This is a genomic window from Yersinia massiliensis, assembly GCF_003048255.1.
Classification (GTDB): domain Bacteria; phylum Pseudomonadota; class Gammaproteobacteria; order Enterobacterales; family Enterobacteriaceae; genus Yersinia; species Yersinia massiliensis_A.
This window is the reverse complement of the sequence record NZ_CP028487.1, coordinates 3,892,039-3,907,072: the sequence shown is the minus strand read 5'-3', so window position 1 is coordinate 3,907,072 and position 15,034 is coordinate 3,892,039. Positions and strand designations below refer to the sequence as shown.

The window sequence follows — 15,034 nt, the reverse complement described above, 5'->3', positions numbered from 1 at the left end:
AAGTGTATTAAAGAATTATTTGGTCGGCAGTGTTGGCACCTGTGCATCAAACCATTTTTCGTAGATTTCAGCGTAAGTCCCGTCAGCCACGATTTTTTGCAGGCCACTGTTGATTTTGCTGCGTAATTCTTCGTTACCTTTTGCGACCGCGATACCGAAATATTGGCGCTCGAATTTGTCATCAGAAACCAGCTCAAATGCTTTTTCTGGATGTGTTTTCAGATAGAATTTGGCAACACCCACGTCACCCACTGCGGCAGCGATACCATCTTCATACAACTCTTGCAGCATCAGCGGCGTATTATCGAAACGCTTAATGGCGGTGCTATTTTTACCGAGCACATCAGAGACCACGATATCGCCAGTGCTGGAGTTCACAACGCCAACGTTTAAGTTTTTCAGTGCTGCAATGGAATCTACTTTAGAGCCTTTAGGCACCACGATAGTTTGTTCTGCTGGGAAGTAAGGGTCAGAGAAATCAACCATTTGCTTACGTTTATCGGTGATGGTGATGCCAGAAATAATAATGTCGCGGTCACCTGAACCTAAAGTGGCAAAAATCCCTTCCCAAGGTGTATTCACCAGTTTGATCTGAAAACCTTCCGCTTGAGCGACAGCTTTGATGATATCAATATCAAAACCTTCCAATTGTTTCTGGCTGTTTTCATACTCGAATGGGCGGTAGGTACCACCGGAGCCGACCACATAAGTGGGTTCAGCAGCAATAGCAGTACCTGCTGACAACACGGCTGCCAGACAAGTTCCGACCAACATTAAACGTTTAAACATGCGAATCTCCCGGTTAAAAGATAAAGATGAGTGAGAATGCGATTTTTTTATTTATGCAGTTTGAGTGCATAAAAATATACGCTTATAAATGTAAACTCAACCGCGATAGGGACTATTTATTTATGGCGACATTAAATATGCAGAATTATTTTATTGGCTGGCATAAGGTAATGGAAAAATTCCATTTTCCAGTGTTTACTTCTGAATGATTGGGGCGTGTTTTTCATCGGCAACAGCGGGGAAAGAATGCTGGAAATTAGCATTTAATGACATTTTGTTGGTTGGCGTGCTATTTTTGCCGCAAATCGTCCTTAATCTGAGCGTTGTGGCCTATTTCCGTCACACAGTGGAGTCCGACGAAAAGTTGTGGGATGATTAGGCAGTTTTCGGGGGGCGGGAATGGGAAAACTTACATTACTTTTGCTGATATTACTTGGCTGGCTCCAGTATTCACTGTGGTTGGGCAAGAATGGTGTTCATGATTTTGTTCGGGTTAAGGATGACGTGGCTCTGCAAGAGACCAACAACGGCAAACTTAAAGCCCGAAACGACCAGCTATTTGCTGAAATCGATGATTTAAACGGTGGTCAAGAAGCGATCGAAGAACGCGCACGTAACGAACTGGGTATGATTAAACCCGGCGAAAGTTTCTATCGTCTGGTTCCTGACCAATCCAGACGCAATGCGAGTCCTCCTTCGACGCAAAATAACGCACAATAATAAATAATGAGTAATTTTGTAGTTTCCCTTCCTGAAGTGATTGCTGTCTTACCGGCAGCGGGTATTGGCAGCCGTATGCAGGCTGATTGCCCTAAGCAGTATTTAACGGCGGGCGGTAAGACGATCATTGAGCATGCTATTTCTTCTTTGCTGGATCACCCGCAGATCCAGCAAATTATTGTCGTCATACACCCACAGGATACGCAATTCTCTACGTTACCCATTGCGCAGGATAGCCGTATTCGCGTCGTTCACGGTGGTGAACAACGGGCAGATTCGGTGATGGCTGGCCTACAAGCGGCGGGGCAGGCGGGGTGGGTGCTGGTTCATGATGCAGCACGGCCTTGTTTACACCGAGACGATCTCGACCAGTTATTATCGATCATGCGTCATAGCAAGGTGGGCGGCATTCTGGCGGCTCCGGTGCGTGACACCATGAAGCGCAGTGAAGCAGGCGTACAAGCCATTGCTCATACTGTCGATCGTCAAGCACTGTGGCATGCCCTGACACCTCAACTTTTCCCGCTAGAATTATTAAAATTGTGCTTATCCCGCGCTCTACAAGAAGGGGCGGTTGTCACTGATGAAGCTTCAGCGCTAGAGCATTGCGGTTATCACCCGCTATTAGTTTCTGGCCGCTCGGACAATATTAAAGTGACGCGACCAGAGGATCTGGCGCTAGCAGAATTTTATTTAACGCGATCACATCATCTGGAGAGAAATTAATGCGGATCGGTCACGGTTTTGATGTTCATAAATTTGGCGAGAACGGCACTGGCCCATTAATTATTGGCGGTGTGCGTATCCCTTACGAAAAAGGCTTACTGGCACATTCTGATGGTGATGTGGCATTGCATGCCGCCACCGATGCCCTGCTGGGCGCTGCCGCATTAGGTGATATCGGTAAGTTATTCCCCGACACCGATCCCGCCTTTAAAGGCGCTGATAGCCGCGGATTACTGCGCGAAGCCTACCGTCGTATTCTGGCGAAGGGATATAAACTTGGGAATTTGGATATAACCATTATCGCCCAAGCCCCTAAAATGCTCCCTCATATCCCGCAAATGCGTGTTCATTTAGCGGAAGACCTACAATGTCATATGGATGATATTAACGTCAAAGCCACCACCACGGAAAAGCTGGGTTTTACTGGCCGTGGCGAAGGCATTGCCTGTGAGGCTGTTGCCTTATTGGTTAAGGCATAAAGATTAGGTAAGGCATAAAAATGGACATGGAAAATCTCACTTGGCTGCACGGTAAACCTCGCGCGAGCGGTATCTTAAAAGCCAATCCAGAAGATTTTGTAGTGGTTGAGGATCTGGGCTTTGAACCGGATGGCGAAGGTGAGCATCTCTTAGTTCGTATCCGCAAAAACGGCTGCAATACTCAATTTGTTGCTGATTATTTGGCTCGTTTCGCCAAGATCCACCCTCGTTTGGTGAGCTATGCGGGCCTGAAAGATCGCCACGCCGTGACCGAACAGTGGTTCTGTTTGCATCTGCCAGGTAAAGAAGGCCCCGACCTTTCCACTTTCGAGCTGGAAGGTTGTGAAGTACTGGAATCGGTGCGCCAAAAAAGAAAGCTACGTATTGGTTCACTGAAGGGAAACGCTTTTACCTTGATATTACGTCACATCACAGATAATCAAAATGTTGAGCAGCGCTTACAGCAAATAGCGGCCCAAGGCGTGCCTAACTATTTTGGCAGCCAACGTTTTGGTCGTGGTGGCAATAATCTGGTACAGGCGCGTTTGTGGGCGAATAACGATATTCGAGTTAAAGAACGCAGTAAGCGCAGCTTTTATCTGTCGGCTAGCCGCAGCGCCATGTTCAATTTGGTGAGCAGCGAACGTTTGGCGCAGCAACAGGCCACAACGGTACTTGAAGGCGATGCTATGCAGCTTTCAGGCCGCGGCAGTTGGTTTGTTGCAGGGGCCGATGAGTTGATTTCACTACAGCAGCGTGTCGATGCTGGTGAACTGAATATCACCGCCCCATTACCGGGGGACGGTGAATTGGGTACGCAAGGCGAAGCATTGGCTTTCGAACTAGCCTGCTTGGCAGAACAAAGCGAATTACTGGCACTGGTAAAACGCGAACGCGTCGAGGGCGCACGCCGTGCAATATTACTAAAACCGCAGAATATGACGTGGAATTGGTGGGATGAGGTCACGCTGGAATTGAGCTTTTGGTTACCGGCGGGCAGTTTTGCGACCAGTGTGGTGCGAGAAATCATGAACTTGGATAATGTTGATGCTACGGATATTGCTGAGTAACGATGACGGGATTTCCGCACCGGGTATCCAAACGCTCGCCACAGCTCTGCGTGAGTTTGCTCAGGTGCAAATTGTTGCTCCCGATCGTAATCGCAGTGGTTCATCCAATGCATTGACGCTTGATAGCGCATTGCGTATCGCCACTTTATCGAACGGTGATATTGCTGTTCAGCAAGGAACCCCGACTGATTGTGTCTATCTGGGCGTGAATACATTAATGCGCCCTCGGCCCGATATTGTGATTTCCGGTATCAATGCTGGCCCAAATCTGGGGGATGACGTCATTTATTCGGGGACGGTCGCAGCGGCAATGGAAGGGCGACATTTGGGGCTGCCAGCTTTGGCCATCTCACTCAATGGCCATCAGCATTATGAGACAGCAGCGTCGATCACTTGCCGCATATTGCGCGCGTTACAACATAAACCATTGCGTACCGGCAAAATACTGAATATTAATGTACCTGATTTACCCTTATCTGAGATAAAAGGTATTCGTGTCACTCGCTGTGGTAGCCGCCATCCAGCAGAGCAGGTATTTTGTCAGCAAGACCCGCGCGGGCAAGATCTTTATTGGATAGGGCCGCCGGGTGAAAAATTTGATGTGGCGCCGGATACGGATTTCGCAGCGATTGAACAAGGTTATGTTTCTATCACGCCACTTCAGGTTGATTTAACCGCCTATGGGGCACAAGACGTGGTTGAAAACTGGTTAGCTAGTATGCCAGGTGAACCAACAAGAGGTTGATGGTGAATGGTAAATAAACGCATGCAGACATTGTTGATGCAGTTACGTCAGCAAGGCATTCAGGACGAACGCTTGTTACAAGCGATCGAAGCGGTGCCGCGTGAGCGTTTTGTTGATGAAGCCTTCGCGCACAAGGCGTATGAGAACACGGCCCTACCCATTGGTTCTGGGCAAACGATTTCTCAGCCTTATATGGTGGCGCGGATGACAGAGTTACTGCAATTAACCCCTAAGTCACGGGTTTTGGAAATTGGCACGGGCTCCGGTTATCAGACCGCGATTTTGGCGCATTTAGTTGAGCATGTCTGTTCAGTCGAACGAATCAAAGGGTTACAGTGGCAGGCAAAACGTCGCCTGAAACAGTTGGATCTGCATAATGTCTCTACCCGCCATGGTGATGGCTGGTTGGGTTGGGCATCACGCGGGCCATTTGATGCGATCATTGTGACAGCGGCGCCGCCAGAAATTCCGCAGGCACTGCTTGAGCAGTTGGATGATGGGGGGATATTGGTTCTTCCGGTCGGCGAGCAGGCTCAAACATTGAAATATGTCCAGCGCCATCATAATGAATTCCAGATTGAGACCGTAGAAGCCGTGCGTTTTGTCCCCTTGGTAAAGGGAGAATTGGCCTGATTTTAACGTCTTAGATTTCAACTTTAACTCGTTCATCTCATCCGAGGTGGTTATTGATGCAAAAATCGATGGATATAAAAAAATCGATTTACGTGAAAGAACGGCCAAAAAATCAGTAACATAAATTTTATGGTATGGCAGGCGTGGTATTGATAGCATGCGCACTTCTGTATTTGATACATCGCTAATTATTGCTGTCATGGGGGAAGCATGAGCACGGGAAGCCCAATGATTACATTACGCCGAGTCGCGGCATGTACGGTTATGAGTTTGTGGTTAGTCGGGTGTAGCAATGAGAACACCACTTCTGCACCGATCAGTAGTGTCGGTGGTGATCGCTCAGGGACAATGCTGAGTGGCTCGAACACGGATACGAACACGTCGGGTGAACGTATCGTTTATAACCGTAGCTACGGTACTATCCCCAAAGGAAGTTACAGCGGTGATACCTACACCGTGAAGCGTGGTGACACGCTATTTTATATCGCATGGATAACGGGGAATGATTTCCGAGATCTGGCGGCAAAAAATAATATTGCTGAACCTTATAGCCTAAATGTGGGGCAATCTATTCAATTGGGTAATGGTTCTGGCGGTGGAATGCTCGCTGCGACCGATGCCACATCAGGCGGAATAGCAAAACCACCGGCAAATATTCAGGACACAACTAATATTCAGAACACAACTACAACGGTTGATTCTCAATCAACTAGCGGGTATTCTGGAAATTCGGGTAAACAGAATGTTGGTAAAATGTTGCCAGCGTCAGGGGCGGTTGTCGCATCAACAGCACCTGTTACTGCACCTAGCAGTGCCATCAGTGACCCCACCAGTAATGGTGGTCCAGTCAGTAGCTGGAAATGGCCAACTGAAGGTAAAACGATCGATAGTTTCTCCGCTTCAGAGGGGGGGAACAAAGGGATTGATATCGCCGGTTCTCGTGGGCAACCAATTTTCGCTACAGCAAATGGGCGAGTTGTGTATGCGGGGAACGCACTGCGGGGTTACGGTAATCTAATTATCATCAAACACAATGATGATTACCTGAGCGCCTACGCTCACAACGATACAATGCTGGTCCGGGAACAAGAAGAAGTGAAGGCGGGTCAAAAAATAGCCACCATGGGTAGCACCGGAACCAGTTCAGTAAGATTGCACTTTGAAATTCGTTACAAGGGGAAATCCGTAAACCCGCTGCGTTACCTTCCGCAGCGATAGATTGGGCAGAATACGCTGTATTCTGCTCGCCGGATTCACGGGTAGGAGCAGCATATGAGCCAAAATACGCTGAAAGTTAACGAGTTGCATGAAGATGCTGATTTTGATGAAAACAGTACGGAAACTGAAATTTTCGATGAAAAAGCATTAGTAGAAGATGAACCTACTGAAAGCGAGTTAGCGGAAGATGAGCTGTTGGCGCAAGGCGTTACCCAGCGCGTGCTGGATGCGACACAGCTCTACCTTGGTGAGATTGGTTATTCGCCGCTGCTAACAGCAGAAGAAGAGGTTTATTTTGCCCGGCGTGCATTGCGCGGAGATGTGCCTTCACGTCGGCGTATGATCGAAAGTAACTTACGGTTAGTGGTGAAGATCGCTCGTCGTTACAGTAATCGTGGCTTAGCGCTGCTGGATCTGATTGAAGAGGGTAACCTCGGGTTGATCCGTGCGGTCGAAAAGTTTGATCCTGAACGCGGTTTCCGCTTCTCCACTTACGCCACATGGTGGATTCGTCAAACGATTGAACGGGCCATTATGAACCAAACCCGGACTATTCGTTTACCTATCCATATCGTCAAAGAATTAAACGTTTATTTGCGTACCGCACGAGAACTTTCTCATAAATTAGATCATGAACCGAGTGCTGAAGAGATTGCTGAGCAACTCGACAAACCGGTCGATGATGTGAGCCGTATGTTACGCCTCAACGAACGTATCACTTCTGTTGATACGCCTTTAGGCGGCGACTCAGAGAAAGCCTTGTTGGATATTCTGTCTGACGAAAATGAAAACGGTCCGGAAGATACAACGCAAGATGATGATATGAAACAAAGTATCGTCAAATGGCTGTTTGAATTGAATGCAAAACAGCGCGAAGTATTGGCCCGTCGTTTTGGTCTGTTGGGATATGAAGCCGCAACGTTAGAAGACGTTGGCCGTGAGATTGGCTTAACACGTGAACGTGTTCGCCAGATTCAGGTAGAAGGCTTACGCCGCCTGCGGGAAATTTTGCAGACTCAAGGTTTGAGCATTGAGGCATTATTCCGCGAATAAACTGCCCCATCTTATTTCAGGTTGCTGGCGCATTATTGGTGTCACAGCAATATGGATGAGTGAGGGTACAGAGTGATTCTGATAAAACACAAAAACGGTGAACAGATGTTCACCGTTTTTTTATGGGCGCTATACCATGTTTTTCAGGCGGTAAATCCACTCCAATGCCTGACGTGGAGACAAAGAATCTGGATCCAATGATTCTAATGCTTCAACCGCCGGAGGTGTTTCTTCATTAAGCAGTGTCAGTTGTGAGCCATCAATGTTGCTGGCAGCAGCATGATTGGAAAGCGACTCCAACTCTTTCAACTTCTGCCGCGCCCGCTTAATCACATCTCGCGGTACACCTGCCAAGGCCGCAACAGCCAAACCATAGCTTTTACTGGCCGCGCCATCTTGCACGCTGTGCATAAAGGCGATAGTTTCCCCGTGCTCCAGCGCATCCAAGTGTACGTTTACCACACCTTCCATTTTTTCCGGTAGGGTTGTCAGCTCAAAGTAATGGGTAGCAAACAGCGTCATCGCCTTAATGCGACTGGCCAAATTCTCTGCGCAAGCCCAAGCGAGTGACAAGCCATCATAGGTGGATGTGCCGCGACCAATTTCATCCATCAGCACCAAGCTTTGTTCGGTCGCGTTATGCAGGATGTTCGCGGTTTCGGTCATTTCTACCATGAAGGTCGAGCGGCCCGATGCCAGATCGTCTGCTGCACCCACACGGGTAAAGATGCGATCGACTGGGCCGATGATTGCCTGATCCGCGGGGACATAGCTCCCCATATGTGCTAACAGCACAATCAGGGCAGTTTGGCGCATATAAGTACTTTTACCGCCCATATTGGGGCCAGTAATGATGAGCATGCGCCGTTGCGGTGATAAGGTCAGCGGGTTAGCAATAAAGGGTTCACTCAGCACCTGCTCAACGACTGGATGACGACCACCGGTAATTTTAATCCCCGGTTTATCACTCAGGCTCGGGCAACTGTAGTTGAGGGTTTCCGCTCTTTCCGCCAGATTAGACAGCACATCCAATTCAGCCAGTGCATTGGCGCTGATTTGTAATTCAGACAGATGCGGTAGCAACAGATCGAAAATCTCTTCGTAGAGACCTTTTTCTATCGCCAGCGCTTTGCCTTTCGAGGTCAGAACTTTGTCTTCATACTCTTTCAGTTCCGGAATAATGTAGCGTTCGGCATTCTTTAGCGTTTGTCTGCGGACATAATGAATGGGAACCAGATGGCTCTGACCACGGCTAACCTGGATGTAATAACCATGGACCCCATTAAAGCCCACTTTTAGTGTATCCAGCCCCAACTTTTCGCGTTCGCGAATTTCCAGTCGATCCAGATAATCGGTTGCACCATCGGCCAATGCTCGCCATTCGTCCAACTCGGCATTGTAGCCAGGGGCAATAACGCCGCCATCGCGGACTAAGACCGGCGGTGTTTCAACAATCGCGCGTTCCAGCAGGTCTTGTAATTCGTCAAACTGACCTACTTGTGAGAGTAGGTTTTGTACGTGAGGAACATTGACCGGTTGCAGTAATCGATGGATTTCAGGCAATTGTTGGAAAGCGTGGCGCATACGGGCCAAGTCCCTAGGACGGGCGGTACGCAAAGCTAAACGTGCCAGAATGCGCTCTAAGTCGCCGACTTGGCGCAACGGGGTTTGTAGCTCATCGGTCAGTTCTTGCAAGCCACCTATCGCCTGTTGACGATGGGTCAGCACCTTGATATCGCGGATGGGCATATGCAGCCAGCGTTTCAGCATCCGGCTCCCCATGGCCGTCACACTGCAATCAAGAATTGCCGCCAGCGTATTTTCGGTGCCACCGGATAAATTGAGTGTCAGTTCGAGATTACGACGAGTGGCGGCATCCATCACGATGCCATCTTGTTGGCGCTCCATGGTCAAACCACGGATGTGCGGTAAGGAGGTACGCTGAGTATCTTTGACATATTGCAGCAGGCAGCCGGCGGCGCGTAATGCCTGATGGGCTTGCTCAACACCAAAACCAATTAAGTCGCGGGTGCCAAATTGCAGGTTAAGCTGCTGCTTAGCGGTTTCCAGCTCAAATTCCCACATTGGACGGCGACGTAAGCCATGTCGATGTTCTATCAACGACATTTGCTCGAAATTTTCTGGGTATAAAAGCTCGGCTGGATTGGTACGTTGTAGCTCGGCGGCCATCGTTTCCATATCGGCAGGTTCTGCAACGCGAAAGCGACCAGAGCTAATATCTAAGGTTGCGTAACCAAAACCGCGGGCATCCTGCCAAATTGCGGCAAGCAGATTATCTTGGCGCTCTTGCAGTAAAGCCTCATCACTGACTGTACCGGGTGTCACGATCCGCACGACTTTACGCTCAACCGGCCCTTTGCTGGTGGCTGGATCACCGATTTGCTCGCAGATAGCCGCTGATTCACCTAACTGGACCAATTTCGCCAGATAGTTTTCAATTGAATGATAAGGAACACCGGCCATCGGAATAGGTTCACCGGCGGACGCACCTCGTTTGGTCAGTGAGATATCCAACAATTGTGATGCACGCTTTGCATCGCTGTAAAACAGCTCATAAAAATCCCCCATCCGGTAGAACAGCAGTATGTCAGGATGCTGGGCTTTGAGCCGAAGGTATTGCTGCATCATTGGGGTATGGGAATCTACATTTACATTGTCAGTCATAGACTTAATCTTTTATTCCATTGAATTTAAAGTAAATTGTGATTTTCGAGGTTCTCGTTAGATATCACTTGTCATCCAAAGACATAAGATGAGGAAGTCGACAGACAAGAATAAGGCTGCTATCGATGAAAATCGAGGCTTACATGTTAAGGGTGATGCTAAGGGGATCAAGCTCTTTTTCCCCCGCTATACTAGCCCAGTGAGTCATCGGCTGTCACAAGGAAAAATGGGAAATACTGCGCAAACTTTGCTTGTAATAATCTGGGATATTAACAGAGCAGAAAAAAACATCAGGGAAGGGTACTGCCCGTTATCGGGGTAAAAGGTGAGAAGCAGTAGCATGAAAGAACCAAGCCAAAGGCGGCAGTGTGGACATAGTTTGAGTTCGATAGTTTACTATTCAATTCATTGTTAAACCAAGGGTGAATCTATGTCATCAAAATTAAACTAGCTTTTGCAGAACACTGCACCGGGTTCCTTGGTATTACAGTCTTGGCTGACCAAAAACGGTATTAGCCCTTCTTTAGCCAATAAGTATATGCACAGCGACTGGTTACAAAAGCTACGTGCTGGGGTATACGTGCGGAGTGGGCGTGAACCTCAGTGGAGCGATGCCGTCCTATGCTTACAAAGGCAACAGGGAATTCCTGTGCATCTGGCGGGGCTTACTAGCCTGACCTGGCAGGGACGCTCTCATTATCTTCACTTAACGCGTCAAGCCATTTGGCTCTGCGTAGAAGACAAAGCGTCATTGCCAAAGTGGTTCAAAGAATTTCCCAATGTCGAGTGGCTTTTACTTTCTAATCAGAAGCTTAATATGCATGACGAAAAGTATCTGACAGAGGTAGAAATTAAGGGAGAGCGGTTTAAAGCGAGTGTACCGGAATTAGCTGCTTACGAGATTGCTAATGCAGTCACTGGTTTGCTGTCATTTGAGCACGCTGCGGAGCCGTTTCAGGGGCTGGTAAACCTGAGTCCACGTAAAGTTGAAGTGTTGTTGCAATCCAGTCGCGCAGTGAAAACTAACCGCCTTTACCTGTTTCTGGCCGAACACTATGCTCATGCATGGGTTAAGCGAATAGATAACGCCAACATTGATTTGGGGGCCGGAAAACGGCAAATCGTATCTGGTGGCAAGCTGGACCAAAAATATCAGATCACAGTTCCAGAGAGTTTTGTTAGCAGAGGAAAATCACACGGCTGAGTTAATCGATTCCATACCAACTCCTGTTTAACCTGCTTTTCATCAACTTCGCAGATGAGTTGGCAGATTATGTTCTCTTAGAGACCGCTCTGCTAATCCTCAAGGTTCCTTTATTATTTCCCATCTTCTTTTTATTCAGACCATTCGCTTTTTCATTATCAAAGCAATAGAACGCTGAAAGGGCGTGCGAGATTAAAAGAGTGTTGCTTTCACTTTTCATTAATCTTCAAAAAATTAATTGGGAATACCAGACGATGACTGCCTGCACTTCAGTGGAGACATCTGGGTACAGATTGCATCGCGCAAACAGTATTCGATATCGCCTCTAAGGAACTGTAGAACGGGGGGCTTAATAGCATTAGTGGAAAAGTGGTCCTGTGGGGGAAATTATTCTCTTTATTGTTTTGTGACTAGTATCTCATTGAGTATTTTTACAGTGGATTTATCTTTGGTTATCTATCTGTATTCAATGTGTTTTTATTAATTTAAGTGTGTTTTTTTGTTTTTTCTTGAAGAGAATGAAATTCTCTACAAATCAAAAATAACAGGACATAATGCAAAGTATTTCTCCTCGCGAAACCATAAGATAATAATAAGTAACCTCACTGAATAATGACTGAATAATGACTGAATAATGACTGAATAATGACTGAAAATGCCAAAGATCATTCATCAATAACTTATACAAATTAGTATTATTCCGATGAGGTAAACAGATAAGGAAATTATCAGTATAATGACGCGTAAATAAAATAAGGATTACTGTTTGGCAGTAGGGCCGAGGATCATTATTTATAATGAACGGCTAACTATCGTTAAAATTTAAGGGAAAAAATAATGAAAAAGACAAAATCAATTGCGACTCTGGCGATCCATGCTGGAGATCAAGTTGACCGCGGTAATAATGCTATTTTTCCACCTATTACCACCGCCAGTTCTTTCATTCAGCCAAATTTAGGTGAAGAAGGGGAGTTTTGTTATTCCCGATGCAGTAACCCAACAAGGTATGCATATGAAACCGCCTTGGCTGAATTAGAAGGTGGGAGCTATGCGACGGCAACGGCTTCTGGAATGGCTGCAACCGCGCTCATATTGGAGCTACTACCAAAAGACTCTCATGTCTTAGTGACTAAAGGGGTTTACGGTGGTACCTATCGGCTGTTTGAACGGTTACGAAAGCAAACATCAGGGACCACTTTCAGTTATATCGATCTAAATGACCTCGCGGCAGTCAATAGCCATATTCAAGAGAATACCCGTCTAATCTGGATTGAAACTCCCACTAATCCGCTATTGGAATTAGTTGATATTGAGGTAGTGTGTCAGGTCGCCAAAAATAAGGGGATTATGACCTGTGTAGATAACACTTTTGCTAGCGCCTGGAACCAACGTCCTCTCACCTTGGGTGCTGATATCGTCATGCTATCTACCAGTAAATATATTGGTGGGCATTCTGATTTGATTGGCGGTGCAGTTATTACCAATGTTCAGGATATTGCAGAACAATTGGATTTTTGTAAAACCACAGTTGGTGCTATCGCCTCTCCATTTGATGCCTATCTGGCACTGCGTGGTATGAAAACGCTTGATGTACGTATGGAGCGCCAATGCAGTAATGCTTTAAAAATCGCTCAGTTCTTAGAACAGCATCCTAAGGTACTTGATGTCCATTACCCAGGGCTGGAGTCTCATCCACAACATCAGTTATGTAAAAAGCAGATGCGCTCAGGTGGTGCTGTAGTGAGTATCCGACTGAAAGGTGATATAGCGGAGGTGAAAACATTTATTACCAAGTTAAATTATTTTGTCCTGGCCGAATCACTGGGTGGCGTTGAAAGTATGGTTAACCATTCTGCATCAATGTCTCATGGTTCTATGTCTAAAGAAGAGAGAGAGGATATTGGCATATATGATACAACACTACGCCTTTCAGTAGGTATCGAAGATATTAATGATTTAATAGAAGACGCAGAGCAAGCCCTTTCCTTTATACAATAATTAATAGGGTAGTCATATGCATGATTATGGCGTTTGGACAATTATTACTCCATTAGTGACTATTTGTTTGGCAATATTTACCCGACAGGTAATATTGTCATTGTTAATGGGGATAGTCGTTGGATTTACGGTTATTAATGACCACAATATCATTCATGGTATCAGTGGTACTTTAAATGGCATTATTGATACGTTTGCTTCTCCTGGGAATACACGCACGGTTATCTTTATGGTAATGATTGGCGGGATAATGCGCTTAATTGTTGTTACCGGAGGCGTAAGAAGTTTAGTTCGGGCTTTAACAGAAAAGACCCAATTTGTGACTAATAAAAAAGCCGTTCAACTGTTAGCAATGGTGATTACTTCAATTATTTTCATTGAAAGTTCTATCAATCAACTTATTGCCGGGGCATCAACCAAAGATCTGGCCAAAAGGTACGGCCTGTCACCGGAAAAAATGTCTTACATTGTGCAAACTTCATGTGTATCTGTCTGTTCCTCGGCGATGATTAATGGCTGGGGGGCGGCAATGATGGGGGTTATAGGTGTTCAGATAGCGAAAGGATACATCGATGGTCAGCCATTTGAAATTCTGGCTAGATCAATGGTGTGGAATTTGATGGCGTGGTTCTCTCTAGCCTCAGTGCTGTTCTATATTTTCTCTGGTGCATCTTGGGGGCCAATGAAGAAAGCTGAAGTGAATTTCGTCAGCAAGCAAGACTTACATGTTGAGAAAGAAAAAGATGAAGTTATTGACCATCCGGCATGCAATTCATTACTTAACTTCCTAATCCCCATTCTATCGACCGTCATTGCTGTTCCGGTTGCACTGTATGTCACAGGAGACGGTGATTTTACTAAAGGTAGCGGTTCTATGTCGGTTTATAGCGCCGTGATGTTTGGGACAACCGTTTCTTTTGTGTGGTTCTGTGGCCGGCGAATCCTGAATATAGAATCGTTCTTTAAAGAACTGTATGTCGGTTATGCCAGCATGGTAAAGATCAGTTCAATTATGGTATTGGCATTTTTGATGGGGAATGTCTCGGCCGATCTTAATACTGGGCAATATATTGCAACGATAACTTCCGGTGTCATTTCTCCCGGCTTCTCTATTGGTTTTATATTTATTATCAGTGCCATTATGTCGCTTGCGACGGGGACATCATGGGGAACGTTTGCCATCATGATCCCAATCGGGGTTCAACTGGGGGTTTCCGTCGGAATCCCAGTAGAATATATGATTGGTGCGGCAATCGCGGGGTCCATTTTCGGGGACATGACATCGCCTATCTCTGGTGATGCTATTGTGGCGTCTATGGCTACAGATTGTGACCATATTGAGCATATTCGAACACAGATGCCTTATGCTATTGCAACCGCGAGTATTGTCTTGGCCATTTATCTCTATCTCGGTTTTTCGGTATAACGTACTCGAATTCGGTATTTCCGCTCGATAAAAGTCACTTCCACTGACCACCTCTGATGCCATTATAGATTTTATAATGGCATTACGTTTTGCTACAGGATATTGCCACAGAATTAGGAATGTGGTGGTCTGATCCTAATTGCCGCCACGTCCTACACGTGTAGTCCAATTCTCTCGTTAAAATAATCCTTAGCCTATATTTAATTTATCTGAGGGTCAGTATTATCTATTCATCAGCTAATACCTGCTGGTTAAATATAATTTCAATCGTATTAATATATATTAATG

13 protein-coding genes are annotated in these 15,034 nt (G+C 46.4%); 11 read left to right on the top strand and 2 right to left on the bottom strand.

What is annotated here, in order from left to right; all coding sequences use genetic code 11:
• Positions 1-15 precede the first annotated feature (15 nt).
• Entirely contained in the window at positions 16-789 is a 774-nt protein-coding gene (locus tag DA391_RS18215) for a basic amino acid ABC transporter substrate-binding protein (protein ID WP_050285883.1), read from the bottom strand.
• Between the two features lie 399 nt (positions 790-1,188).
• Here DA391_RS18215 and ftsB point away from each other — a divergent pair, with 399 nt between their 5' ends.
• The 8 genes from ftsB to rpoS all read left to right on the top strand — a co-directional run bounded on the left by ftsB (position 1,189) and on the right by rpoS (position 7,433).
• Positions 1,189-1,509 (top strand): cell division protein FtsB, encoded by a 321-nt coding sequence (gene ftsB / locus DA391_RS18205; RefSeq protein ID WP_049599671.1) that lies wholly within the window; start codon positions 1,189-1,191, stop codon positions 1,507-1,509.
• Between the two features lie 6 nt (positions 1,510-1,515).
• Positions 1,516-2,235, top strand: a complete 720-nt coding sequence (ispD, locus tag DA391_RS18200; protein WP_050878916.1) for a 2-C-methyl-D-erythritol 4-phosphate cytidylyltransferase — start codon at positions 1,516-1,518, stop codon at positions 2,233-2,235.
• Entirely contained in the window at positions 2,235-2,714 is a 480-nt protein-coding gene (gene ispF / locus DA391_RS18195) for a 2-C-methyl-D-erythritol 2,4-cyclodiphosphate synthase (protein ID WP_050080312.1), read from the top strand. Before ispD ends, ispF begins: the two co-directional genes overlap by 1 nt.
• 20 nt (positions 2,715-2,734) lie before the next feature.
• Positions 2,735-3,784: a tRNA pseudouridine(13) synthase TruD gene (gene truD, locus DA391_RS18190; RefSeq protein WP_050285885.1), complete on the top strand. Its 1,050-nt coding sequence runs from the start codon at positions 2,735-2,737 to the stop codon at positions 3,782-3,784.
• Positions 3,762-4,529, top strand: coding sequence for a 5'/3'-nucleotidase SurE (surE, locus tag DA391_RS18185; protein WP_050080433.1), 768 nt, complete (start codon positions 3,762-3,764; stop codon positions 4,527-4,529). Before truD ends, surE begins: the two co-directional genes overlap by 23 nt.
• A 6-nt stretch (positions 4,530-4,535) precedes the next feature.
• Positions 4,536-5,162, top strand: coding sequence for a protein-L-isoaspartate(D-aspartate) O-methyltransferase (locus DA391_RS18180; RefSeq protein WP_057650340.1), 627 nt, complete (start codon positions 4,536-4,538; stop codon positions 5,160-5,162).
• A gap of 228 nt (positions 5,163-5,390) precedes the next feature.
• Positions 5,391-6,380: a murein hydrolase activator NlpD gene (gene nlpD / locus DA391_RS18175; protein ID WP_050080316.1), complete on the top strand. Its 990-nt coding sequence runs from the start codon at positions 5,391-5,393 to the stop codon at positions 6,378-6,380.
• 54 nt (positions 6,381-6,434) lie between these two features.
• Positions 6,435-7,433 (top strand): RNA polymerase sigma factor RpoS, encoded by a 999-nt coding sequence (rpoS, locus tag DA391_RS18170; protein WP_019210991.1) that lies wholly within the window; start codon positions 6,435-6,437, stop codon positions 7,431-7,433.
• 129 nt (positions 7,434-7,562) lie between these two features.
• Here rpoS and mutS read toward each other — a convergent pair whose 3' ends face one another.
• Complete coding sequence (gene mutS / locus DA391_RS18165; protein WP_108088049.1) at positions 7,563-10,118, bottom strand: DNA mismatch repair protein MutS; 2,556 nt, start codon at positions 10,116-10,118, stop codon at positions 7,563-7,565.
• Positions 10,119-10,572: 454 nt separating this feature from the next.
• Between mutS and DA391_RS18155 the strand changes: the two genes are divergently transcribed.
• From DA391_RS18155 to DA391_RS18145, 3 genes are all read left to right on the top strand, one after another.
• Complete coding sequence (locus DA391_RS18155) at positions 10,573-11,322, top strand: type IV toxin-antitoxin system AbiEi family antitoxin (RefSeq protein WP_230820105.1); 750 nt, start codon at positions 10,573-10,575, stop codon at positions 11,320-11,322.
• A gap of 837 nt (positions 11,323-12,159) precedes the next feature.
• Positions 12,160-13,320, top strand: a complete 1,161-nt coding sequence (locus DA391_RS18150; protein WP_050080320.1) for a trans-sulfuration enzyme family protein — start codon at positions 12,160-12,162, stop codon at positions 13,318-13,320.
• A 16-nt stretch (positions 13,321-13,336) separates the two neighbouring features.
• Positions 13,337-14,746, top strand: coding sequence for a Na+/H+ antiporter NhaC family protein (locus DA391_RS18145; RefSeq protein ID WP_049604749.1), 1,410 nt, complete (start codon positions 13,337-13,339; stop codon positions 14,744-14,746).
• Positions 14,747-15,034: the final 288 nt, after the last annotated feature.

Bases quoted from the DNA above. Each gene is read 5' to 3' on its own strand.
- DA391_RS18215 (WP_050285883.1), bottom strand. From the start codon at position 789: ATGTTTAAACGTTTAATGTTGGTCGGAACTTGTCTGGCAGCCGTGTTG.
- ftsB (WP_049599671.1), top strand. From the start codon at position 1,189: ATGGGAAAACTTACATTACTTTTGCTGATATTACTTGGCTGGCTCCAG.
- ispD (WP_050878916.1), top strand. From the start codon at position 1,516: ATGAGTAATTTTGTAGTTTCCCTTCCTGAAGTGATTGCTGTCTTACCG.
- ispF (WP_050080312.1), top strand. From the start codon at position 2,235: ATGCGGATCGGTCACGGTTTTGATGTTCATAAATTTGGCGAGAACGGC.
- truD (WP_050285885.1), top strand. From the start codon at position 2,735: ATGGACATGGAAAATCTCACTTGGCTGCACGGTAAACCTCGCGCGAGC.
- surE (WP_050080433.1), top strand. From the start codon at position 3,762: ATGCTACGGATATTGCTGAGTAACGATGACGGGATTTCCGCACCGGGT.
- DA391_RS18180 (WP_057650340.1), top strand. From the start codon at position 4,536: ATGGTAAATAAACGCATGCAGACATTGTTGATGCAGTTACGTCAGCAA.
- nlpD (WP_050080316.1), top strand. From the start codon at position 5,391: ATGATTACATTACGCCGAGTCGCGGCATGTACGGTTATGAGTTTGTGG.
- rpoS (WP_019210991.1), top strand. From the start codon at position 6,435: ATGAGCCAAAATACGCTGAAAGTTAACGAGTTGCATGAAGATGCTGAT.
- mutS (WP_108088049.1), bottom strand. From the start codon at position 10,118: ATGACTGACAATGTAAATGTAGATTCCCATACCCCAATGATGCAGCAA.
- DA391_RS18150 (WP_050080320.1), top strand. From the start codon at position 12,160: ATGAAAAAGACAAAATCAATTGCGACTCTGGCGATCCATGCTGGAGAT.
- DA391_RS18145 (WP_049604749.1), top strand. From the start codon at position 13,337: ATGCATGATTATGGCGTTTGGACAATTATTACTCCATTAGTGACTATT.